Source organism: Streptomyces sp. NPDC058373 (genome assembly GCF_042723275.1).
Classification (GTDB): Bacteria; Actinomycetota; Actinomycetes; order Streptomycetales; family Streptomycetaceae; genus Streptomyces.
On sequence record NZ_JBHXJE010000012.1, the window covers coordinates 118,038 to 140,098 of the forward strand.

Genomic DNA, 22,061 nt, shown 5'->3' on the forward strand with positions numbered 1-22,061 from the left:
CAGCGCCCGGCCGAGGCCGCACCCGGACGGGCCCGGCCGCACCGTTCAGCATGGAGGAGCCACGGCGATGGCGGAACACACCAGCTCTAGCATCACGATCGAGGCGGCCCCGGCCGAGGTCATGGCCGTCATCGCCGACTTCGACCGCTACCCGCAGTGGACCGGCGAGGTGAAGGAGGCCGAGGTCCTCGCCACCGACGACCAGGGCCGCGCCGAGCAGGTCCGCCTCGTCCTCGACGCGGGCGCCATCAAGGACGACCACACCCTCGCCTACACCTGGCACAGCGCCGACCAGGTGAGCTGGACCCTGGTCAAGTCCCAGATGCTCCGCGAGCTGGACGGCTCCTACACCCTCGCCGCCCTCGCCGCCGACCGCACCGAGGTCACCTACCAGCTGACCGTCGACGTCAAGATCCCCATGCTCGGCATGATCAAGCGCAAGGCCGAGAAGGTCATCATCGACCGCGCCCTGGCCGGGCTGAAGAAGCGCGTCGAGTCCCACCCGGGCGCCTGACCCCACGGCCCCCGGCGGGCCGCCCCGCCCGCCGGCCGCCCCGCCCGGTCAGCCACCTCGCAGCCCCTGAACAGGGCAGAACCCGAACAGGGAGGACGACCGTGCGCACGGTCCTCGTCACCGGACCCGGCGGCGCGGGCCGCACCACCCTCGCCGCCGCCACCGCCCGGGCCGCCGCCCGCACCGGCACCCGCGTCCTGCTGCTCACCGCCGACCCCGGCGACCGCCTCGGCACCGCCCTCGGCGTCCCGCTCGGCCCCGCGCCCGTCGAGGCCGCCCCCGGCCTGCACGCCCTGCGCCTGGACGCCGCCGACCGGCTCCGCGCCGACCTCCTCGCCCTCCAGGAACGCGCCGCCACCGCCCTCGACGCGCTCGGCGCCACCCCGCTCGCCGCCGACGAACTCACCCCGCTCCCCGGCGCCGAGGAACTCGCCCTGCTCCGCGCCCTGCGCGAACTGGCCGCCCTCCCCGACGGCGACCCCGCCCGGCCCGGCCTCGTCGTCGTCGACCTGCCCGCCGCACCCCGAGCCCTCGCCCTGCTCTCCCTCCCGGGCGAACTGCGCCGCTACCTCGGCCGGCTGCTCCCCGCCGAACGCCAGGCCGCCCGCGCCCTGCGCCCCCTCCTCGGCCGCCTCGCCGGACTCCCGCTCCCCGGCGAGGGCCTCCACGCGGCCGCCGCCCGCTGGGACACCGAGCTGGCCGCCGCCCAGGCCGCCCTGAGCCGGCCCGGCACCAGCGTCACCCTGGTCGCCGAACCCGGCCCCGCCGGAACCGACGCCGTCCGCGAGGCCCGCACCGCCCTCGCCCTGCACGCCCTGCCCACCGACCCGCTCCTCGCCAACCGGGTGCTCCCCGCCGACGGCGCCGGAGCCTGGGCCGCGACGCTCCTCGCCCAGCAGGCCAAGACCCTCGACACCTGGGACACCGACCCCGGCGGCCCCGCCGTCCGCGTCCCCCACCTCGGCCACGACCCGCGCGGCCCGGAGGACCTGGACGCCCTCGGCGTGCCCGCGCCCGGGCCCGTACCCGCCGTCGCCGGACCGCGCGTCGAGGACCGGCTCGCCACCGACGGGGTGCTGCTGTGGCGCCTGGAGCTGCCCGGCGTCGGCCGCGACGAGCTCGACCTGGTCCGCCGCGCCGACGAACTCGTCATCACCGCCGGACCGTTCCGCCGCATCCTGCCGCTCCCCGCCGCCCTGCGCCGCTGCACCGTCGCCGGGGCCGCCCTGCGCGACGGCGCGCTCACCGTCCGCTTCGCCCCCGATCCCGCCCAGTGGCCGCAGGGCCGCTGAGCCCCGCCCGGCACCGGCCGGACGCCTCCTCGCCGCCCGCCGTTCCGGTACCGTCGGAAGGGAGTACCCCTCCCCTCACCCGCCGCAGGAGCTGGCCCATGAGCGACGCCACCGAGCGCCCCGGAACCGACCGACCCGGCGCCGACGAGGACGCCTGGCGACAGGCCTGCGCCGAGGACCTCGCCGCCGAGCAGGAGCGGCGCCGCGCCCGCTACGGCACCCCGCCCGGCTCCGCCGCCGAGGAACTCCGCAAGCTGCTGGACGCCGTCACCGGCAAGCTCGCCGAGGGCAACCTCCTCGGCGCCACCGCCCAGGGCGTCGAACAGGCCGTACGGCAGGCCCGCGCCGCCGTCGAACCGGTCATCGAACGCAACCCGGAGGTCTTCGGCCACCTCGCCGCCGCCGGCTCCGAACTCCTCGCCGCCTACCGCTCCGCCGTCGAGAGGCAGGAGAGCGGCTGGACCCGGGGCACGGGCCCCGGCGCCACCCCGCCGCCGCGCAAGCCGGAGCCCGGCAGCGGCAGCGGCACCGGTGCCGCGCGGCCCGGGGGGCCCCGCGACGACGAGGGCCCCGGCCCCGCCGAACACATCGACCTCGACTGACCCCGCCCGAACTCCCGGACGGCGTCCGCCCCTCGGGTACCGTGAACCGCAGCGGGGCTCGACCTGAACTGAGGGACACATGGGACTGACCATCGGCGTCGACATCGGCGGCACCAAGATCGCGGCCGGAGTCGTGGACGAAGAGGGCACGATCCTCAACACCTTCACGGTGCCGACACCGCCGACCGCCGAGGCCATCGTGGACGCCATCGCCTCCGCGGTCGAGGGGGCCCGCAAGGGCCACGAGATCGAGGCCGTGGGCATCGGCGCCGCCGGATACGTCGACGACAAGCGCGCCACCGTCCTCTTCGCACCCAACATCAACTGGCGCCACGAGCCGCTCAAGGACAAGGTCGAGCAGCGCGTCGGCCTGCCCGTCGTCGTGGAGAACGACGCCAACGCGGCCGCCTGGGGCGAGTACCGCTTCGGCGCGGGCAAGGGCCACGAGGACGTCATCTGCATCACCCTCGGCACCGGCCTCGGCGGCGGCATCATCATCGGCAACAAGCTGCGCCGCGGACGCTTCGGCGTCGCCGCCGAGTTCGGCCACATCCGCGTCGTCCCCGACGGGCTGCTCTGCGGCTGCGGCAGCCAGGGCTGCTGGGAGCAGTACGCCTCCGGACGCGCCCTCGTCCGGTACGCGCGGCAGCGGGCGGCGGCCACCCCCGAGAACGCGGTGCTGCTGCTGTCGCTCGGCGACGGGACCACCGAGGGGATCGAGGGGAAGCACGTCAGTGAGGCCGCGCGGCAGGGGGATCCTGTCGCCGTGGACTCCTTCCGGGAGCTGGCCCGGTGGGCCGGGGCCGGGCTCGCGGATCTCGCCTCGCTCTTCGACCCGTCGGCGTTCATCGTCGGCGGGGGCGTCTCCGACGAGGGGGAGCTGGTGCTCGATCCCATTCGGAAGTCGTTTCGGCGGTGGTTGATCGGTGGGGCTTGGCGGCCGCACGCCCAGGTGCTTGCTGCGCAGCTCGGGGGGAAGGCTGGGCTGGTCGGCGCGGCCGACCTCGCCCGTCAGGGCTGAGCTGGCGCTCGGCCCGTTCTGGGGGTTCGGCCTGACGGCCGGGCCCCCTTTTTTTGGCCTCAAGCGCCGGCCGGGCTGAGGGGTGGCCTCAGGCGCCGGCCGGGCTGAGGGGTGGCCTCAAGCGCCGGCCGGGCTGATTTATCCAAGCTCGGTCGGCGCTTGAGGCCATCGGTGACCGGCGCACGGAAGCCGGACCGCGCGCAACTGAAGACCGGCCGGCGTTTGAGGCCAGTCACAGCCCGGCCGGCGTTTGAGGGCGCCCCGTGCCGGGCCGCAACTCGCCCAGCTCGACAGCGAACGCTGAACCGCTGCCGGAGCCGGTTAATTTGGGGGGATGGTGGACATGGTGCGGCCCGGACCCGGGGAGTTGGCGTTGTCGGGGCAGGTGGACGGGGGCGCCGTGGTGCGGGTGCTGAGTTACAACGTGCGGTCGCTGCGGGACGATCCGGCGGCGGTGGCCCGCGTGGTGCGGGCCTGCGCGCCCGACCTCGTCCTGGTGCAGGAGGCCCCCAGGTTCTTCCGGTGGCGCAAGCCGTTGGGGCGGCTGGCCGCGGCCTCGGGGCTGGTGGTGCTGGCGGGCGGCGCCCCCGCGTCGGGACCGGCGCTGCTCTGCTCGCTGCGGGCCACGGTCGAGTCGACGTACGACGAACTGCTGCCGCTCACCCCGGGCCTGCACCGGCGCGGCTTCTCCACGGCGGTGGTGCGGTTCGGGCGGGCCAGGCTCGGGGTGGTGAGCTGCCACCTGAGCCTGCAGAAGGACGAGCGGTACGCGCAGGGCGGCCTGCTGCTGGACCGCCTCGCCGCGATGGGCGTGGAGCACGCCGTGGCCGGCGGCGACGTCAACGAACGCCCGGAGGGCCGCACCTTCCGGCGGCTGGCCGGTGAGCTCCAGGACGGCTGGGCGGTACGCCCCTGGGGCGGCGAGTACACCTCGACACCCCACGACCCGCACCAGCGGATCGACGCGGTCTTCGCCACCCCGGGCGTGGAGATGCTGGGCTGCGGCGTCCCGGCCCCGGGCGCCGCGCATCCCGGGGTACCGCCGTTCACCGAGGACGACCTGCTCCGGGCCACCGACCACCTGCCGGTCCTGGCCGCGCTGCGGGTGCCGTACACCCGGCCCTGAGCCGAGGCCCCGTCGCCGGGGGCGGCAGCCCTCAGACCACGGCTCCCCGCCCCGGGTCGTCGTCGTCCTCGTCCCCGTCGTTCATGCGGGCGACCAGCGTGGCGAAGCCGCCGAGGAAGCCGCCGACGCCGAGCGTCGTCAGCCACCAGGTCATCTCCCAGCCGAACAGGACGGCGAGGAGGAGCAGCAGGGGGCCGCCGAGGACAGCGACCCAGGCGAAGCGGGTGGTGGTGTCGGCCTCCGGCAGCGGCGGCGGTTCGGGCGGCACGAAGTGGCCCTCGTCGTCGTCCTGGGCGGCGCCGCCCTTCCTGCCGTCCTTCCCCGCGGGCTGCGAGGCGGGCACGTCGGCCAGCTGGTAGTCGCGCGGCCCGATGCCCGGCGCGAAGGAGACCGAACCGCCCAGCGGCGGCCGCTCCGGCTCCAGGGTGTCGGTGCCACCGCCCGTGTCCTTGGTGACCGGCGGCAGTCCGCGGTCCAGGTCGGCCATCTCCTCGACCGACTTGAACGGCCGCGCGCCCGGCGGATCGGCCGGCTCCTCGCCGTACCCGGCGACGATCGCCTCCCAGGCGGCCGCCTCGTCCAGCGGGGGCTTCTTCTCCTCGTCGGGCTCGCAGTTCTCCTCGCGGCCCGCGCCCTGTTCAGCCACTGACGGCCTCCCCTTCCGGCGTGCTGCCCGTCCCGTCCGCACCGGTGCGGACGATGAAGGCGGCGCTCTCCTCGAAGACGCGCGGTGCGTCATGGTCCAGTGTCGCCACGTGGAAGCTGTTCTCCAGCAGGATCTCCGTCACGTCCCGCGAGGAGACCCGGCCCATGACCCGCGCCGAGTCAGCGGGCGGCACCACGTGGTCCCGCGGGCTGCGCAGGAGCAGCAGCGGCTGGGTGACCTGCGGCAGCTCGGCGTCGACCAGCCGGAAGAAGGCCCGCAGGGAGTGCGCGGCGTGCAGCGGCACCCGGTGGTAGCCGACCTCCTCGGAGCCCTGAAGGGCGATGTCGGAGACGAGTCCCTTGGTGGTGCGGACCAGGTGCCGGGCGGCCGGGAGGGCGTAGGCGCTCAGGCCGTGCACCTTGTTGGCCGGGTTGACGACTACCACGCCGCGCACCGCGTCCCCGTGCCGGGCGGCCAGCCGCAGCGCCAGCGCGCCGCCCATCGAGAGCCCGGCGACGTAGACCTGCTCGCAGCGGGCGAGCAGCTCGCCGAGGGCCCGGTCGACCTCCGCGTACCAGTCCTGCCAGCCGGTGAGCTGGAGGTCCTCCCAGCGGGTGCCGTGACCGGGGAGGAGGGGGAGGGAGACGGTGTGGCCCCGGGCGGCCAGGTCCTCGGCCCAGGGGCGCATCGACTGAGGTGTTCCGGTGAAGCCGTGACAGAGGAGGACACCCGTGGGCCCGCCGTCGTGGCGGTACGGTTCGGCTCCAGGCAGTACCGGCACCTTCGGTCTCCGTTCGTGAGGCGCGGACGGGGGCAGACGGCTCCGGAGGGGGCGTCGCGGCCGCCGCCGGTGCGGGCTGGTGTGGTGTTCACCGTACGCGACCGGGCCTGCACCGACCAGGTTCGTGCTGTGCCGACGGCTCCCCGCGGCCACGGCGGACCGGCCGCCGCCGCCCCGCCGTCGAGGAGGGCCGTGGGCCCACCACGGGTTAAGGTCTCAGGCGACACACCCGGCAGGAGGAAGACCCTTGATCTACGGAGCCATGAAGGTCGTCATCGGAGGGCCGCTGAAGGTCGCCTTCCGGCCGTGGGTGGAGGGCATCGAGAACATCCCCGCCGACGGCCCCGCGATCCTCGCCAGCAACCACCTGTCGTTCTCCGACTCCTTCTTCCTGCCCACGATGCTCGACCGGAAGGTCACCTTCATCGCCAAGGCGGAGTACTTCACCACGCCGGGTGTGAAGGGCCGGATGACCGCCGCGTTCTTCAAGGGCGTCGGCCAGCTCCCCGTCGACCGCTCCGGCGGCCGGGGCGCCGGTGAGGCGGCCATCCGCAGCGGCATCGAGGTGCTGGAGCGCGGCGAGCTGTTCGGCATCTACCCGGAGGGCACCCGCTCCCCGGACGGGCGCCTGTACCGCGGCAAGCCCGGGGGCCTGGCCCGGGTGGCGCTGGCCACCGGGGCGCCGGTCATCCCCGTCGCGATGATCGACACCGAGAAGATCCAGCCGCCCGGCCAGGTCCGCCCCAAGCTGATGCGCCCCGGCATCCGCATCGGCAAGCCGCTGGACTTCCGCCGCTACGAGGGCATGGACCACGACCGCTTCGTGCTGCGCGCGGTGACCGACGAGGTCATGTACGAGATCATGAAGCTCTCCGGCCAGGAGTACGTCGACGTCTACGCCACCGTCGCCAAGCGGCAGATGGCCGAGGACGCCAAGCGCCGGGCCGAGGAGGAGAAGACGATCGCCAAGGCCGAGAAGGCCGCGGCGAGGGCCGAGGCCTCCCGAGAGCAGGACGACGCCGGACGGGCCGCCTGACCCGCGGTCCGCGTCCGCGCCCCGGTTCCGGTTACTTTTGTCGGCGGAAGAGGCCGCCGGCACGGGCGGCCGGTGACACGGGGGCGCGGAGATGAGACGTGAGGCGGCCGCGGTGAGCATGTCGGTCGAGCAGCCCCTGTGGCGCGCGCTGACCGCCTACCGCGCCCTGACCGCGGTCTACGCGGTGGCCATCGCGGCCGCCGCCCGGGATTCCTACGAGCGCCCCCAGGTCGCCTTCGGCTTCCTCGCGGTGCTCCTGGTGTGGACGCTGGCGACCCTGCCCCGCTTCACCGGAGCCGCCCGCTGCACCCGGCCCTTCCTCGCCGTGGACGTCGCCCTCGCACTGGCCGGCATCCTGCTCACCCCGCTCGCCGACGGCGCGGGGCGGCACGCCGCCGACGGGCCCACGCTGCCCTCGATCTGGACCGCCGGAGCCGTCCTGGCCTGCGCGCTGAAGGGCGGCTGGCGCTGGGCCGCCGCCGCCTCCACCCTGGTCGGCGCCGCCAACCTCGCCCAGCGCGGCGAGGCCAGCCCCAACACCCTCCACAACGTGCTGCTGGTCTGGGTCGCCGCCATCGCCATCGGCTACGTGGTCGAGGTGGCCCGCGCCTCCGAGCGCACCCTCGCCCGGGCCCTGGAGATCCAGGCCGCCACCCGGGAACGCGAACGCCTCGCCCGCGACATCCACGACGGCGTCCTGCAGGTCCTCGCCCTGGTCCAGCGCCGGGGCACCGCCGTCGGCGGCGAGGCGGCCGAGCTGGGCCGCCTCGCGGGCGAGCAGGAGGCCGCGCTGCGCCGCCTCATCACCCAGGGGCCCGTACCGGAGCCGCGTATCGCCGACGGGTCCTCGGCCGCCGCCGAGGACGAGGGGCCGCGCGACCTGATGGCGCTGCTCGGCCGGTACGCCGACGCGCGGGTCACCCTCTCCGGCCCCGGCACCCCGGTGGAGCTGGCCCCGCAGGCGGCCCGGGAGACCGCCGCGGCCGTCGGCGCCGCGCTGGACAACGTCCGCACCCACGTCGGCCCCGGCGCCCGCGCCTGGATCCTGGTGGAGGACGAGCCGGACCAGGTGCTCGTCTCCGTACGCGACGAGGGGCCCGGCATCCCCGAAGGGCGGCTCGCCGAGGCCGCCGAGGAGGGGCGGCTCGGGGTGGCCCAGTCCATCCGGGGCCGCCTGCGCGACCTGGGCGGGACCGCCGCGCTGGTCTCGGTCCCCGGACAGGGCACCGAGGTGGAGCTGACCGTACCGAAGGACGACGGGGAGGCGGCCGGAGCGGGCCGCCGGGCCCCGGCAGAGACGGGGGAGGGGACGCAGTGACGACCGAGGAAGTGCCGCCGGGGGGCGGCCAGGGGGAGCCGGTGCGGGTCATGGTGGTGGACGACCACCCGATGTGGCGGGACGCCGTCGCCCGGGACCTCGCCGAGGCCGGGTTCGAGGTGGTGGCGACCGCCGGGGACGGGCCGCAGGCGGTCCGCCGGGCCCGCGCCACCCGCCCCGACGTGCTGGTCCTCGACCTGAACCTGCCGGGGCTGCCCGGCGCCCGGGTCTGCCAGGAGGTAGCGGGCGAGGACGGCCCGCGGGTGCTGGTCCTCTCCGCCAGCGGCGAGCACGCCGACGTCCTGGAGGCGGTCAAGGCCGGGGCCACCGGCTACCTGGTCAAGTCCGCCGGGACCGAGGAGCTGATCGACGCCGTCCACCGCACCGCCCGCGGCGACGCCGTCTTCACCCCCGGCCTGGCCGGGCTGGTCCTCGGGGAGTACCGCAGGCTCGCCGCCGGGCCCGCCCCCTCGCGCGGCAAGCCCGACGCGCCCCGGCTGACCGCCCGCGAGACGGAGGTGCTGCGCCTGGTCGCCAAGGGGCTCAGCTACAAGCAGATCGCCGAGCGCCTCGTCATCTCGCACCGCACCGTCCAGAACCACGTGCAGAACACCCTCGGCAAACTCCAGCTCCACAACCGCGTCGAACTGGTCCGGTACGCCATCGAGGCCGGACTGGACGACGAGGAGCCCGGCCCGGGCCACTGACCCGGACCCCGCCGCCACCCGGCGGGCCGCGCCCCGCGTATTCACGCTGACGTGACCCATCGACCCGGGGAGACGGCGTGGAAGTCACCGACGACCTGCTGGCCCGCCTGATGACCTTCCCCAACGTGGCCGTCACCTCGCACCAGGCGTACTGCACCGAGGACGCCGTCACCGAGATCATCGACACCACCGTCCGCAACGTCCGCGACCACCTGGCCGGCCGCCGCAACGAGAACGTCCTGGTCCCCGCCCTCTCCCCGCGCTGACCCCGGGCCCCGCCACCGCGCGGCGGGACCCGGCGCCGACCGCCTCAGCCGACCTCGGCCGGCACTCCCGCCAGCAGCTGGGCCACCAGCGCCGGGCCGCGCAGCGACAGCACCGACTCCGGGTGGAACTGCACCGAGGCGAACCCCGGCCCGCGCAGCGCGTGCACCTCCCCGGCCGCGTCCCGGCTCACCTCGACGCCGTGCGCCGCCAGCTCCTCGGCCGCCTCGTCGTCGCAGGACGCCACGTAGCTGTTGTAGAACCCGACCGTCTCCGGCCGCCCGAAGAGGTCGATCCGCACCTGCGCCCCCTGGTACGGCACCCGCTTGCGGACCAGCGGCAGCCCCAGCTCGGCCGCGATCAGCTCATGGCCCAGGCACACCCCCAGCACCCCGCGCCCGCCGTGCCGCGCGTCGAGCACGTCGGCGGTCACCTCGCGCAGCAGCCGCATCCGCGGGTCGGCCGCGTCCGACGGGTCGCCCGGCCCCGGCCCCAGCACCACCGTCCCCCGGTGCGCCGCCACCGCCGCCCGCAGCCCCGGCTCGTCGAACCGGCGGACCACCACCCGGTGCCCCGCCGCCCGCAGCACGTGGGCCAGCATCGAGGTGAAGGTGTCCTCGGCGTCCACCACCAGCGCCTCCCCGGCCACCGGCGCCGACGGCTCACGCATCCGCAGCCAGAAGGGCGAGAGCCGCTCCCGGCGGGCGTCCAGCGCCGCCCGCACCCGGATGTCGTCGGCGAACCGCACCGGCGCCCGGCCGGACGCGGGCCGCCCCGGCCGCACCCCGAGCGCCGCCAGTACCCCCGCCGCCTTCGCGTGCGTCTCGGCGACCTCGCCCGCCGGGTCCGAGCCCCGGACCAGGGTGGCGCCGACCTGCACCCGGACCAGCCCGGCGGCGTCGATGTCGGCGGTGCGGATGAGGAGCGGCGAGTCCAGGCTCTGCGCGCCCGAGGCGTCCGTGGAGAGCAGGGCGAGGGCGCCCGCGTAGTAGCCGCGCCCGCCCGGCTCGTACCGCTCGATGACGCGGCAGGCGTTCTGCACCGGCGAGCCGGTGACGGTCGCCGCGAACATGGTCTGCCGCAGCACCTCGCGCGCGTCGAGGGTGGAGCGCCCGCGCAGCTCGTACTCGGTGTGCGCCAGGTGCGCCATCTCCTTCAGGCGCGGCCCGACCACCACCCCGCCGAGGTCGCCGACGGCGCACATCATCTTCAGTTCCTCGTCGACCACCATTGACAGCTCGTCGCGCTCCTTGGAGTCGGCGAGGAACTCCAGCAGCCCGTCCGCCGTAGGCCCGCCGGCCGGGTAGCGGTAGGTCCCGCTGATCGGGTTCATCACGACGGTGCCGCCCGCGCCGGACGCCTCGTCCCGGCCGCCGCCGGACATCCGTACGTGCACCTCGGGGCTGGCGCCGACCAGGGTGCGCTCGCCGGTGTGCACCACGTACGTCCAGTACGCGCCGCGCTCCTGGTCCAGCATGCGGCGGAAGAGGGCCAGCGCGTCGGCGCGGGAGAACCCCTCGATCCGGCCCTCCCAGGTGCGGCTGACGACGAAGTTGGCGCCCTCGCCCCGGCCGATCTCGTCCGCGACGACGCGGCGCACCACCTCCTCGTACTCCTCGTCGGCCAGGTCGAAGCCGCCGTCGGCCACCGCCACCCGGTGCTCCGGCAGTCCCGCCAGCGCCTCGTCCACCGGCACCCGGTGCACCGCGTCGGCGTGCAGCACCACCAGCCCGGTCGAGTCGTCCCGCACGTCGAAGCCCCGCTCGCGGATCTGCCGGAACGGCACCAGGGCCAGGGCGGGGCGCCCGTCCACGGGCAGTTCGGCCAGGCGCTCCACCTCGCGCACCGGCCCGGTCAGCACCTCCACGGTCCGCCCGTCGAGGCCGGGGGCGGAGCGCCGCAGCAGGGCGAAGGGCGGGGCGCCGGGGGCGGTGAGCCGGGCGAAGTCGAAGGGCGCGTCCGGCGCGGGACGGGAGGGCTCGGCGGGCGGCGGGGGAGCGGCGGGCGATGCGGAAGTCACCGGGGTTCCTTTCCTCGCGGGGGCCCGGACGGCGGGCCCCGGCGCGGGACGAGGTGGGGAGGAACGGCCCCGTACATGCGAAAGGCCGCCCCTCGGGCGGCCTGGATACGTGATGAGCGCGTCAGTCAGCGGGCCGCCGGATGAGCGGTCCACCACCAGTTCTGGGTCTGCTGCGCGGTCATGGGCCGGAGCCTAGCGCACCCGGCGGCCGTCCCGGGGAGTGTTCCGCACTGTGTGTCGCTCGTCCCACACTGTGGGCAGAGCGCCGGACGCCGCGGGCCGAGGCCGTACCCTGGCTCTCGTGACATCGACTGTTGAGAACTCTGCTGCCCATGTGCCGTCCTGGCGAACCCTGCCTGCCGCGCAGCAGCCCGAGTATCCCGACCAGGAAGCCCTGGCGCGGGTGGTCACGGAGCTGGAGTCCTTCCCCCCGCTGGTCTTCGCGGGCGAGTGCGACCAGCTGCGGGCCCGGCTCGGTGCCGTCGCCCGGGGCGAGGCGTTCCTCCTCCAGGGCGGCGACTGCGCGGAGTCCTTCGACGGCGTGGGCGCGGACGACATCCGCGCCAAGGTCAAGACGCTCCTCCAGATGGGTGCCGTCCTGACCTATGCCGCCTCCGTGCCGGTGGTGAAGGTCGGCCGCATCGCCGGCCAGTACTCCAAGCCGCGCTCCAAGCCGACCGAGACCCGCGACGGCGTGACGCTGCCCACCTACCGGGGCGACTCCGTCAACGGCTTCGACTTCACCGAGGAGGCCCGGGTCCCCGACCCCGAGCGCCTCAAGCGGATGTACCACGCCTCCGCCTCCACGCTGAACCTGGTGCGCGCCTTCACCACCGGCGGCTACGCCGACCTGCGCCAGGTGCACGCCTGGAACCAGGACTTCGTGAAGTCCTCCCCGTCCGGCCAGCGGTACGAGAAGCTCGCCCGCGAGATCGACAACGCGATGAGCTTCATGCGCGCCTGCGGCGCCGACCCGGAGGAGTTCCGCACCGTCGAGTTCTACGCCTCCCACGAGGCGCTGCTCCTCGACTACGAGACGGCGCTGACCCGCACCGACTCGCGCACCGGCCACCTGTACGACGTCTCCGGCCACATGGTGTGGATCGGCGAACGCACCCGGCAGATGGACGGCGCCCACATCGAGTTCGCCTCCAAGGTGCGCAACCCGATCGGCGTCAAGCTCGGCCCCACCACCACTCCGGAGGAGGCGCTGGAGTACATCGAGCGCCTCGACCCGGAGCGCGAGCCCGGGCGGCTCACCTTCATCGTGCGGATGGGCGCGGACAAGATCCGCGACCACCTGCCCACCCTGGTGGAGAAGGTCACCGCCTCCGGCGCCATGCCGGTCTGGGTCACCGACCCGATGCACGGCAACACCTTCGAGGCCGCCTCGGGCCACAAGACCCGCCGCTTCGACGACGTGCTCGACGAGGTGAAGGGCTTCTTCGAGGTCCACAAGGAGCTCGGCACGCACCCCGGCGGCATCCACGTCGAGCTCACCGGTGACGACGTCACCGAGTGCGTCGGCGGCGGCGACGAGATCTTCGTCGACGACCTCCACCAGCGGTACGAGACCGCCTGCGACCCCCGGCTCAACCGCAGCCAGTCGCTGGACCTCGCCTTCCTGGTGGCGGAGATGTACCGGGGCCAGTGAGGACCTCCGGTCCGGTTTCTGCGGGGCTCGGCTTCGGCCGGGCCCCGCGCCTGTCGGCCTCAAGCGCCGGCCGGGCTGGAGTGTGGCTTCAAGGGTCGGCCGGGCTGGAGTGTGGCCTCAGGCGCCGGCCGGGCTGAGATCGGCTGGGCGCGGTCGGCGAGTGCGGCCTCAAGACGGCCTCGGACGCCGGCCGGGCTGGAAGGTGGCGTCGTGGGGGCGCGGGTCGGTCTGTGATCCGCGCCCCACTGGCGTACTCGGGCTGTTCCGCGCATCCCCGGATGAGTAAGGTTAGGTTAGCCTCACCGAAGGGTCGGTCCGATCGGTCGGTACAGGCCGTCCGACCGCCGCATTCCCGGAGGTGAACCGCGTGTACGTCTGCTCCTGCTTCGGCATCACCGAGGAGGAAGTCAGGGACCGTGCGGCCGCGGGCGCCGGCACGCCGCGCAGCATCGCCTCCGCCTGCAAGGCCGGCACCGACTGCGGCTCCTGCGTCCGCCGCATCCAGGCCCTGCTGGGCCGGGGCGCCGCACCCCGCCGCCACGCCGCGGGCTGCCGGGTGGGGGCGGCACCGGCCGCCGCGGGGAGCGCCGCGCCGCTCGACGAGGCCGCCTGAGCCCCGGGCCGACCGCCGCCAGGACGGCTCAGCTGTCCGGCTGCTCGATCTGCTGGGCGAGGTACAGCGATTCGCCCATCTTCTCGATGAGCGCCAACTGCGCCTCCAGGTAGTCGATGTGGTGCTCCTCGTCCTCCAGGATCTCCTCGAAGAGCCGCCGGGAGGTGTGGTCACCCTTGGTCCGCATCACCTCGATGCCCCGCTTGAGGCGGTCCACCGCCTCCAGTTCGATCTGCATGTCGGCCTCGAACATCTCCGTGACCGTCTGGCCCACCCGGACGTGGAAGAGGCGCTGGTAGTTGGGGAGGGCGTCCAGGAAGAGGATGCGCTCGGTGAGCTTGTCCGCGTGCTTCATCTCGTCCATGGACTCGGCACGCGTGTACTTGGCCAGCTTGTACCAGCCGTTGTTGTCCTGGATCCGGTAGTGCAGCCAGTACTGGTTGATCGCCGTCAGCTCGGCGGTCAGCTGCTCGTTGAGAAACTCGATGACCTCGGGATCGCCCTGCATGGCAAGGGCTCCTTCCAGGGTGCGGACGGGGCACGAATGCGCGCATCCTCGCAAAGGGCCGGGCCCTGGTCCAGTAAGTGCAGGCTTAGTGGCAGATGCCCGAATCGGGACCGCCCTGGTCATTTCCGGCTGCCCGGGTCTGTCAGGATGGAAGGCATGGGACAGCCGGAAAGCCGCCAGGCGCAGCAGCCACAGCTCCCCCCCGGGCAGCGGCTCCAGCGCGGATGGCCGGTGACCCACTACGGGCCGGTGCCCCGCTTCCGTCCCGACCGCTGGGAGTTCCGGGTCTTCGGCGCCACCGCCGAGGCGGGCAAGCACACCTGGACGCACGACGAGTTCACCGCCCTGCCGTACACCACGGTCGTCGCGGACCTGCACTGCGTCACCAAGTTCAGCATGCTCGACGCCGAGTGGGGCGGGGTCCTCGCCCGTACGGTCGCCGGGGCCGCGCCGCCCGCCGACCACGTCACCCACGTCATGGTCTGGGCCGAGTACGGCTTCAGCTCCAACCTGCGGCTCACCGACTTCCTCGACGACCGCACCGTCTTCGCCACCCACAAGGACGGCGAACTCCTCACCGCCGAACACGGCTTCCCGCTCCGCCTGATCGTCCCCCACCTGTACGCCTGGAAAGGCCCCAAGTGGGTCCGCGGCATCGAGTACATGACCGCCGACCGGCGCGGCTTCTGGGAGGAGCGCGGCTACCACAACGTCGGCGACCCCTGGCGGGAGCAGCGCTATTCGTACCAGGAGGAGCCGGGGGACGGGCCCGGGCTCTGAGGGCCTTCGGCTGCTGGGAAGTCCCTGGCCCCCGCCCCCCCCGGGTCCGTCCGGATCAGCCCACCTGGGCCTGGTCGCGCAGCTCCTTCAGGCGGGCCACGTCCGCGGTGTGGCCCTCCTTGCCGCCCGGCGTCTCGATCACCAGCGGGACCCCGGTCACCGCCGGATGGCCCAGCAGCTCGCCGAAGGGGTCCGCGCCGATCGAGCCCGAGCCGATCGAGGCGTGCCGGTCCTTGTGGGCGCCCGCGACGTCCTTGGAGTCGTTGGCGTGGATCAGCCGCAGCCGGCCCTCGCCGACCGTCGCCACCAGCGCGTCCAGCGTCTCCTTCACCCCGCCCGGCGCCGCCAGGTCGTGACCGGCGGCGTGGATGTGGCAGGTGTCCAGGCAGACGCCGAGCTTCGGGTGGCGCTCCAGCGCGTCGAAGTACGGGCCGAAGTCCTCCACCTCCGCGCAGAGTGAGGCGCCCTGCCCGGCCGTCGACTCCAGCAGCAGGTACGGGTCGTCGTCGCCCAGCTCCTCAAGGAGCGGCATCATCAGCTCGCGGGCCTGCGCCAGCGCCGTCCCGCGGGAGCGCCCGCCGGTCGCCGAACCGGTGTGGACGACGACGCCGAGCGCCCCGATCTCCCGGCCCCGGCGCAGCGAGTGCCGCAGCGACTCCACCGACTTCTCGGCCGTCGCCTCGGTGTGCGAACCGAAGTTGATCAGGTAGGGCGCGTGCACGTACGCCGGGATCTGCCGCTCGGCGCAGAGACGGCGGAACTCCTCGTCCTGGCGGGGGTCGCCGTCGGGCGTCGCCCAGCCGCGCGGGTTGGCGACGAAGACCTGCACCGCCTCGGCGGCGAGGTCCTGGGCGTAGGCGAGGCCAGTCTTCGCGAGACCGCCCGCCACGGGGATGTGGGCACCGATGCTGCTCTTGTTCACGATGTCCAGGGTCGCACGACGCCGCGCGTCCCCCGCGCCCGGTGCGGGCGGGCGCGGGGGACGCGGGGGTCAGCGGACGCGCAGGGTGATCTCGGAGCCGCGCGGGGCGGTGTCGCCGCCGTCGACCGACTGGTTCCACACCGTGTCGCCGAAGAACCACCGGGAGACGTCCACGCGGAAACCGGCGTCCTCCAGCGTCTTGCGCGCCGCCGCCTCCTTCTCGCCGGTCACGTCCGGGACCTCCACCAGGTCGGGGCCCTTGGAGAGGGTCAGCTCCACCTCGGCGCCCCCGGCCAGCTCCGTCCCGGGCTTCGGGGACTGCTCGGCCACGGCGCCCTTCTCGTGCTCGGAGAAGGCCCGCTCGTCGGCGGTGCTCACCTTCAGCCCGGCCTCCTCCAGTGTCTCGGTGGCCTCCTGGAGCGAGGAACCGGCCACGTCCGGCACGTCCACCGGCGCGCCCTTGCTGACCACCAGCGCCACGGCCGAACCGCCGCGCCGCTCGGTCCCGGCGGCCGGGTCGGTGCTGATCACCTTGCCCTCGCCGACGGAGTCGTTGAAGGCCCGGGACACCATCCCCGGCGCCAGCCCGGCGTCCCGCAGCTGGGCCCTGGCCTTGCCCAGCGCCATCCCCTCGACCCGGGGCACGGTCACCTTGCGCGGGCCGAGCGAGACCGTCAGCCGCACCGAGCCGTTGTCCCGTACCTGCTCACCGGTGGCCGGGTCGGTCTTGGTCACCGTGCCCCGGTCGGCGGTGTCGCTGTACGCCTTGTCGACGCCGCCCACCTTCAGCCCGGCGTCCGCCAGCCGCTGCCGCGCCTCGTCCTCGGTCTTGGTCAGCAGCGGCGGCACCCGCGTGAACTGCCCGGAGCTGACGTACCAGACCCCGGCGCCCACGCAGAGCACCAACAGCACCGCCACCAGTGCCGCGAGCCCGCCCCGGCGCCGGTTCGAGCTCCATCGGCGTCGGGCCGGGCCGGGAGGAGGCTCCGGCGGGGAAGAGGCCAGCACGCTGGTGCGCTGCACCCCGTCGTCGTCGGCGGCGGGCTCGGCGGGCCGGGCCGGGGTGGAGAAGCGGGGGATGACGCTGGTGCGGTCCTCGGCGATGCTGCGGTCGCCCTCCAGCGCCGCCGGCGGCACGGCGTCCAGCGCCGCGTCGCCCAGCGCCGCCCGGGCGGCGCGGGCCAGCGCCAGCAGGGCCACCGCGTCCTCGGGACGGGCGTCCGCCGTCCGCGCCGTCGCCACCGCGACCAGGCGGTCCAGCTCGGGGCCCAGGTGCGGCACGGCCTCGGAGGGCGGGGAGACGTCCTCGTTCAGATGCCGGTAGAGGACCTGCGCGGGGGAGTCCCCCGAATGCGGGCGCCCGCCGGTCAGCATCTCGTAGAGCACCACGCCGCAGGCGTACACGTCGACGCGGGCGTCCGCCGCGTCCGCCTGCTCGATCTGCTCCGGCGCCAGGTACGCCACCGTGCCCAGTACGGTGCCCGTGGTGTTCGTCACCGTGTCCACCGCCTTGACCAGGCCGAAATCGGCGACCTTGACCCGGCCGTCGTCGCCTATCAGGACGTTCTCCGGCTTCATGTCCCGGTGCACGAACCCCGCCCGGTGGGCCGCTCCGAGCGCCGCCAGCACCGGTTCCAGCACGTCCAGCGCCGCCCGCGGCGTCAGCGCGCCGCGCTCGCGCAGCACGTCCCGCAGGGTGCACCCGGGCACGTACTCCATCGCCAGATAGACGTACGCCCCCTCCGCGCCCTGGTCGAAGACACCGACCACGTTGGGATGGGAGAGGCGGGCGACCGAGCGGGCCTCGCGGATGAAACGTTCCACGAAGGAGGCGTCGGCGGCCAGCTCCGGATGCATCACCTTGAGCGCCACCACGCGGTCCAGGCGGGTGTCCAGGGCCCGGTAGACCGTGGCCATGCCGCCGACGGCGATCAGCGCGTCGACGCGGTAACGCCCGTCGAGCACCAGCCCCAGCGGGGCGGTGCCCGCGGGCCGGGGCGAAGTGTCGGGAAGCGGCGTATCCACGCACCGGAGTCTACGAGCCGTGGCGCGTCCCCGGAGACTCCGGAGGCGACCGCAGCGAAGCTGTGACGCCCTGGCCACCGGCTCGCCGCACGGCCCGCCGGGCTCTGCGAAGAGGCCGGCCGGTCAGAACGCGGGACGCTCCGGATCGAGGTGCGCCACGCCCTCGACCGGCGACGACGCCCGCGCGAAGTGCCGGCGCGGGATGCGTCCCGCCCGGTACGCCAGGCGGCCCGCCTCCACCGCGTGGCGCATCGCCGAGGCCATCAGCTCAGGCTCCTGCGCCCGCGTCACCGCCGAGGCGAGCATCACACCCGCGCACCCCAGCTCCATCGCCAGCGCCGCGTCCGAGGCCGTCCCCGCGCCCGCGTCGAGGATGACCGGAACGTTGGCCTGTTCCACGATCAGCTCGAAGTTGTGCGGGTTGCGGATGCCGAGCCCCGACCCGATCGGCGAGCCCAGCGGCATCACCGCCGCGCACCCCGCCTCCTCCAGGCGGCGGGCCACCACCGGGTCGTCGTTGGTGTACGGCAGCACCGTGAACCCGTCGTCGACCAGCACCTCCGCCGCCTCCAGTGTCTCCACCGGGTCGGGCAGCAGGGTCCGCTCGTCGGCGATGACCTCCAGCTTCACCAGGTCGGTGCCGAGCGCCTCCCGGGCCAGCCGCGCCGTGAGCACCGCCTCACCTGCGGTGTAGCACCCGGCGGTGTTCGGCAGCACCTGGATCGCCAGGCGCTCCAGCACGGAGAGGACCGAACCGGCCACCCCCGGGTCCAGCCGCCGCATCGCCACCGTCGTCAGCGCGGTGCCCGAGGCGGTCAGTGCCCGCTCCAGCACCTCCAGGCTCGGCGCCCCGCCGGTCCCCATGATCAGCCGGGAGCCGAACTCGGTCCCCGCGATCGTGAACGTGTCGTCCGCCACGGTCAGCCTCCCTGCACTGCGGTGAGCACCTCGACGCGGTCGCCCTCGCCGAGCACGGTCGCCTCCCACGCCCCCCGTGGCACCACGGCCTCGTTGACGGCCGCCGCCACCCCGCGGGGCGCGGAGGTCAGGGCGGCCACCAGCGCCTCCAGCGTCGTCCCGGCGGCCAGCGCGCGCCGTTCGCCGTTGACACAGACGGTGCGGGTCTCCTCCGCCGGTCCTGTCGTCGTCAGGTCCTCGATGGTCATCGGGCCCCCTCCTGGACGGGCGCGGCCTCGAACCGCCGCGCGGTGAAGGCGTCCGCGTACCCGGGCAGCTCGCCCGTGGTCAGCGCGTGCGCCATGACGTCTCCGGTCACCGGGGTGAGCAGCACCCCGTTCCGGTGGTGGCCGGTGGCCAGGTGCAGCCCCGGCAGCGCGGTCGGCCCCAGCAGCGGAGCGTTGTCCGGCGACCCCGGGCGCAGCCCCGCCCGGACCTCGGTGAACGGCAGCTCGGTCAGGCCGGGGACCAGCTCGTGGGCGTCGCGCAGCAGCTCGTAGACGCCGCCCGCGGTCACCGTGGTGTCCCAGCCCAGCTCCTCGGTGGTCGCCCCGATCACCAGCTCGCCGTTCTCCCTCGGTACCAGGTACACATGGCTGCCCCGCACCACGGCCCGCACCGTCCGGCTCAGGAACGGCCCGCCGCGCCGGTACGCCCCGGGCACCGCCAGGCGCACCACCTGGCCCTTCACCGGCCGCACCGGCACCGCCACCTCGGGCGGCAGCCCCGCCAGCAGCCCGCTGCGGCTCCCCGCCGCCAGCACCGTCTGCCCGCCTTCCACGCGTGTGCCGTCCGCCAGCTCCACCCCCACCGCCCGGCCGCCGCGCACCACCAGCCGCTCCGCCGTACCCCGGCACCACGCCACCCCGGCCCGCTCGCACGCCTTCACCAGCGCCGACGCCAGGCGCCGCGGGTCGAGCTGGTGGTCGCCGTCGACCCGCAGGCCGCCGCGCACCCCCGGCGCCAGCATCGGCTCCAGCCGGCGGCACTCCCGGCCCGACAGCCACACCGACTCCAGCCCCGACCGGGTCTGGAGGGCGTACAACTCGCGCAGATGGGCCCGGTCGTCGGCGTCGAGCGCCACCGCGAGCGTGCCGCAGGGCCGGTACCCCAGCTCCTGGCCGCTCGCCTCGGACAGCTCCGCGGCGAACGCCGGGTAGCGCTCGGCCGACGCCAGGTTCAGCGCCAGCAGGCGCTCCTCGCCGAAGTGCAGTTCCGTGACGGCCGCCAGCATCCCGGCCGCGACACTCGCCGCGCCGCCGCCCGGCGCCGGGTCCACCACCGTCACCGTCAGGCCGCGCTGGGCGGCCCGCCACGCCGTGACCAGCCCGATGATCCCGCCACCGGCCACCACCACGTCCCGGCCGCCCCCGGCCGCGTACGCCGGGCTCCGCACGGCATCGGCGGCGGGCACGGGCCCCGGCCCCACCGGAGCCCCGGACGTGGCCGTACCCGCCCGTCCGTACCCGGTCGGGCCCTCGTCCTGGCCCTTGTCCTCGTCCATGGGCATCCAGCCCCTCCCTTCGCCGGCATGACCCGGATCAGGTTCGTACGGTCGGAGGCCGGCAGCCTCCCTCTCAGCCCGGTACCGCCGGGCTCCCGCGAAGTCCACCCGCCAGCCTAGGGGGTGTCCGCAAAGTCCCGCACCGCGCCCACGGTGTCCGCCACGTGCTCTCGCCGCACCGGGCGAAAGCACGAGTACGTCCAGTACGAGAGCTTCCGCCCGGCACGCCGAGAGCACGCACCGGACACCGCGGACACCGCACAGGACTTTACGGACCCCCTGGACCCCGGCCGCCCGCCGCCACCGCCCGGCCGGAGTTCTACAGTGGCCGGGTGAGCGAGACGCATCAGGAAGATCCCGGCGTGGTCGTCGTCGGCGCGGGCATGGCCGGGGTGCAGACAGCGGTGGCGCTGCGCGAACAGGGGTACGCGGGGCCCGTGACGCTGCTCGGCGCCGAACCCCACCCGCCGTACGACCGGCCGCCGCTCTCCAAGGCCGTCCTGCTCGGCACCGCCGAGGGGTCCGCCTTCGACGTGGACTTCGACGCGCTCGGTGTCGAGCTGCGGCTGGGCGTCGCCGTCACCGGGGTCCGCCCCGCCGACCACCTGGTCGACACCGACGCGGGCCCGGTCCCGTACGCCACCCTCGTCCTCGCCACCGGCGCCGAACCCCTCGCCCTCCCCGGCACCCGGGACCACCCCGCCGTCCACCTCCTGCGCACCCTCGACGACGCCACCCGGCTGCGGCCCGTCCTCGACGACCGGCGCACCGTCGTCGTGGTCGGCGCGGGGTGGATCGGGGCAGAGTTCGCCACCGCCGCGCGGGAGGCCGGGTGCCACGTCACCGTCGTGGAGGCCGCCGACCGGCCGCTCGCCGGGGCGCTGCCCGCCGAGGCGGCCGAGCCCATGGCCGCCTGGTATGCCGAGCACGGCGTCGCGCTGTTGACCGGGGTGGCGGTCTCCCGCGTGGAGGACCACGGGGTGCGGCTCGCCGACGGGAGGCTCCTCCCGGCCGACGCGGTGGTCGTCGGGATCGGGGCGCGGCCCGCCACCCGGTTCCTCGCCGGTTCCGGCGTCGCCCTCGACGCCCACGGGGCCGTCCTCGCGGACGCCTGGCTGCGGGCCTCCGTCCCCGACGTGTACGCCGTCGGGGACTGCGCCTCCTTCCCCTCGGCGCGCTTCGGGCAGCGGCTCCTCGTCCACCACTGGGACAACGCCCTCCAGGGGCCGCGGACCGTGGCCGCCTCCCTCACGGGGGCCGAGCCCGAGGCCTACGACCCCGTGCCCTACTTCTGGTCCGAGCAGTTCGGGCGCTTCGTCCAGTACGCCGGGCACCACGGCGCCGAGGACCGCCTCGTCCACCGCGGCGACCCCGGCGAGGCCGCTTGGAGCCTCTGCTGGGTCGCCCCTGGCGGGGGGCTGCGGGCCGTCCTGGCGGTGGGGCGGCCTCGCGATCTGGCTCAGGGCCGCAAGCTCATCGCCTCCGGCGCGGTGATGAGCCTCGGCCTTGTCGCCGATCCTGTCGTCCCTCTGAAGTCCGCCATCGCCTGACGGGGGCCTCAGCGCCGGCCGGGCTGTCTTCGGCCGTCTGTCCGGTTCGACCGTGCCGGTCCCTGATTGGCCTCAAGCGCCGGCCGGGCTGAGTCTTGGCTGAGCTCGGCTCGCCTGTGCCGGTCACTGATTGGCCTCAAGCGCCGGCCGGGCTGGGATTTTCTCGGTCGGCGTTGGCTTTGAGTGGCGGCCCTGGCGGGGTTCGCGGTTGCTCCGGTGGG

Annotated in this window: 22 protein-coding genes, 1 pseudogene and 1 riboswitch; of the genes and pseudogenes, 13 read left to right on the forward strand and 10 right to left on the reverse strand. The window is 74.9% G+C overall.

Annotation, left to right across the window (positions count from 1 at the left end):
* The first annotated feature begins 67 nt into the window (after positions 1-67).
* From ACFWMZ_RS10765 to ACFWMZ_RS10785, 5 genes are all read left to right on the forward strand, one after another.
* Entirely contained in the window at positions 68-514 is a 447-nt protein-coding gene (locus ACFWMZ_RS10765; RefSeq protein ID WP_383177969.1) for an SRPBCC family protein, read from the forward strand.
* A 101-nt stretch (positions 515-615) separates the two neighbouring features.
* A complete protein-coding gene (locus tag ACFWMZ_RS10770; RefSeq protein ID WP_383200798.1) occupies positions 616-1,806 on the forward strand; it encodes an ArsA family ATPase in 1,191 nt (396 codons plus the stop codon).
* 98 nt (positions 1,807-1,904) lie between these two features.
* Positions 1,905-2,408 (forward strand): DUF5304 domain-containing protein, encoded by a 504-nt coding sequence (locus tag ACFWMZ_RS10775; protein WP_383177976.1) that lies wholly within the window; start codon positions 1,905-1,907, stop codon positions 2,406-2,408.
* Between the two features lie 79 nt (positions 2,409-2,487).
* A complete protein-coding gene (locus tag ACFWMZ_RS10780; RefSeq protein ID WP_383177979.1) occupies positions 2,488-3,429 on the forward strand; it encodes an ROK family glucokinase in 942 nt (313 codons plus the stop codon).
* Positions 3,430-3,763: 334 nt separating this feature from the next.
* Complete coding sequence (locus ACFWMZ_RS10785; RefSeq protein ID WP_383177982.1) at positions 3,764-4,555, forward strand: endonuclease/exonuclease/phosphatase family protein; 792 nt, start codon at positions 3,764-3,766, stop codon at positions 4,553-4,555.
* A 31-nt stretch (positions 4,556-4,586) separates the two neighbouring features.
* Here ACFWMZ_RS10785 and ACFWMZ_RS10790 read toward each other — a convergent pair whose 3' ends face one another.
* Positions 4,587-5,201: a hypothetical protein gene (locus tag ACFWMZ_RS10790; protein ID WP_383177986.1), complete on the reverse strand. Its 615-nt coding sequence runs from the start codon at positions 5,199-5,201 to the stop codon at positions 4,587-4,589.
* Positions 5,194-5,982 carry an alpha/beta hydrolase gene (locus ACFWMZ_RS10795; protein WP_383200801.1) on the reverse strand — a complete coding sequence of 263 codons (789 nt, stop codon included), beginning with the start codon at positions 5,980-5,982 and terminating at the stop codon, positions 5,194-5,196. The genes ACFWMZ_RS10790 and ACFWMZ_RS10795 overlap by 8 nt, the downstream gene beginning before the upstream one ends.
* Positions 5,983-6,229: 247 nt before the next feature.
* On the opposite strand from ACFWMZ_RS10795, the gene ACFWMZ_RS10800 reads away from it, so the two are divergent.
* The 4 genes and pseudogenes from ACFWMZ_RS10800 to ACFWMZ_RS10815 all read left to right on the forward strand — a co-directional run.
* On the forward strand, positions 6,230-7,018 hold the full coding sequence (locus tag ACFWMZ_RS10800) for a lysophospholipid acyltransferase family protein (RefSeq protein ID WP_383177992.1): 789 nt from the start codon (positions 6,230-6,232) through the stop codon (positions 7,016-7,018).
* Positions 7,019-7,109: 91 nt separating this feature from the next.
* Positions 7,110-8,336, forward strand: coding sequence for a MacS family sensor histidine kinase (macS, locus tag ACFWMZ_RS10805; protein WP_383177995.1), 1,227 nt, complete (start codon positions 7,110-7,112; stop codon positions 8,334-8,336).
* A gap of 50 nt (positions 8,337-8,386) precedes the next feature.
* Positions 8,387-9,043: a response regulator gene (locus tag ACFWMZ_RS10810; RefSeq protein WP_383178030.1), complete on the forward strand. Its 657-nt coding sequence runs from the start codon at positions 8,387-8,389 to the stop codon at positions 9,041-9,043.
* A gap of 83 nt (positions 9,044-9,126) precedes the next feature.
* Positions 9,127-9,309, forward strand: a pseudogene (locus ACFWMZ_RS10815) (2-hydroxyacid dehydrogenase); the annotation flags it as partial.
* 44 nt (positions 9,310-9,353) lie between these two features.
* Here ACFWMZ_RS10815 and ACFWMZ_RS10820 read toward each other — a convergent pair.
* Together ACFWMZ_RS10820 and ACFWMZ_RS10825 are read right to left on the reverse strand one after the other, a co-directional pair.
* Positions 9,354-11,213 carry an anthranilate synthase family protein gene (locus ACFWMZ_RS10820; RefSeq protein WP_383200815.1) on the reverse strand — a complete coding sequence of 620 codons (1,860 nt, stop codon included), beginning with the start codon at positions 11,211-11,213 and terminating at the stop codon, positions 9,354-9,356.
* A gap of 239 nt (positions 11,214-11,452) precedes the next feature.
* Positions 11,453-11,635, reverse strand: a complete 183-nt coding sequence (locus ACFWMZ_RS10825; protein ID WP_383177998.1) for a trp operon leader peptide — start codon at positions 11,633-11,635, stop codon at positions 11,453-11,455.
* On the opposite strand from ACFWMZ_RS10825, the gene ACFWMZ_RS10830 reads away from it, so the two are divergent.
* A complete protein-coding gene (locus tag ACFWMZ_RS10830; protein ID WP_383200804.1) occupies positions 11,629-12,981 on the forward strand; it encodes a class II 3-deoxy-7-phosphoheptulonate synthase in 1,353 nt (450 codons plus the stop codon). The genes ACFWMZ_RS10825 and ACFWMZ_RS10830 overlap by 7 nt on opposite strands.
* A 358-nt stretch (positions 12,982-13,339) precedes the next feature.
* On the forward strand, positions 13,340-13,594 hold the full coding sequence (locus tag ACFWMZ_RS10835) for a bacterioferritin-associated ferredoxin (protein ID WP_383178004.1): 255 nt from the start codon (positions 13,340-13,342) through the stop codon (positions 13,592-13,594).
* Positions 13,595-13,622: 28 nt separating this feature from the next.
* Here the strand turns inward: ACFWMZ_RS10835 and bfr are convergent, their stop codons facing one another.
* Entirely contained in the window at positions 13,623-14,102 is a 480-nt protein-coding gene (gene bfr / locus ACFWMZ_RS10840; protein ID WP_383178006.1) for a bacterioferritin, read from the reverse strand.
* 156 nt (positions 14,103-14,258) lie between these two features.
* Between bfr and ACFWMZ_RS10845 the strand changes: the two genes are divergently transcribed.
* Entirely contained in the window at positions 14,259-14,882 is a 624-nt protein-coding gene (locus ACFWMZ_RS10845; protein WP_383200807.1) for a sulfite oxidase-like oxidoreductase, read from the forward strand.
* 55 nt (positions 14,883-14,937) lie between these two features.
* Here the strand turns inward: ACFWMZ_RS10845 and ACFWMZ_RS10850 are convergent, their stop codons facing one another.
* The 5 genes from ACFWMZ_RS10850 to thiO form a co-directional block, all read right to left on the reverse strand.
* Complete coding sequence (locus tag ACFWMZ_RS10850) at positions 14,938-15,804, reverse strand: deoxyribonuclease IV (protein ID WP_383200810.1); 867 nt, start codon at positions 15,802-15,804, stop codon at positions 14,938-14,940.
* Positions 15,805-15,873: 69 nt separating this feature from the next.
* Entirely contained in the window at positions 15,874-17,829 is a 1,956-nt protein-coding gene (gene pknB / locus ACFWMZ_RS10855) for a Stk1 family PASTA domain-containing Ser/Thr kinase (RefSeq protein WP_383200812.1), read from the reverse strand.
* 123 nt (positions 17,830-17,952) lie between these two features.
* Complete coding sequence (locus tag ACFWMZ_RS10860; RefSeq protein WP_383178018.1) at positions 17,953-18,747, reverse strand: thiazole synthase; 795 nt, start codon at positions 18,745-18,747, stop codon at positions 17,953-17,955.
* Between the two features lie 2 nt (positions 18,748-18,749).
* Complete coding sequence (gene thiS, locus ACFWMZ_RS10865) at positions 18,750-18,995, reverse strand: sulfur carrier protein ThiS (RefSeq protein ID WP_383178021.1); 246 nt, start codon at positions 18,993-18,995, stop codon at positions 18,750-18,752.
* On the reverse strand, positions 18,992-20,215 hold the full coding sequence (thiO, locus tag ACFWMZ_RS10870; protein ID WP_383200818.1) for a glycine oxidase ThiO: 1,224 nt from the start codon (positions 20,213-20,215) through the stop codon (positions 18,992-18,994). Before thiO ends, thiS begins: the two co-directional genes overlap by 4 nt.
* Positions 20,216-20,287: 72 nt before the next feature.
* Positions 20,288-20,399, reverse strand: a riboswitch (TPP riboswitch).
* 253 nt (positions 20,400-20,652) lie between these two features.
* Between thiO and ACFWMZ_RS10875 the strand changes: the two genes are divergently transcribed.
* Entirely contained in the window at positions 20,653-21,840 is a 1,188-nt protein-coding gene (locus ACFWMZ_RS10875; protein ID WP_383200821.1) for an NAD(P)/FAD-dependent oxidoreductase, read from the forward strand.
* Positions 21,841-22,061 lie beyond the last annotated feature (221 nt).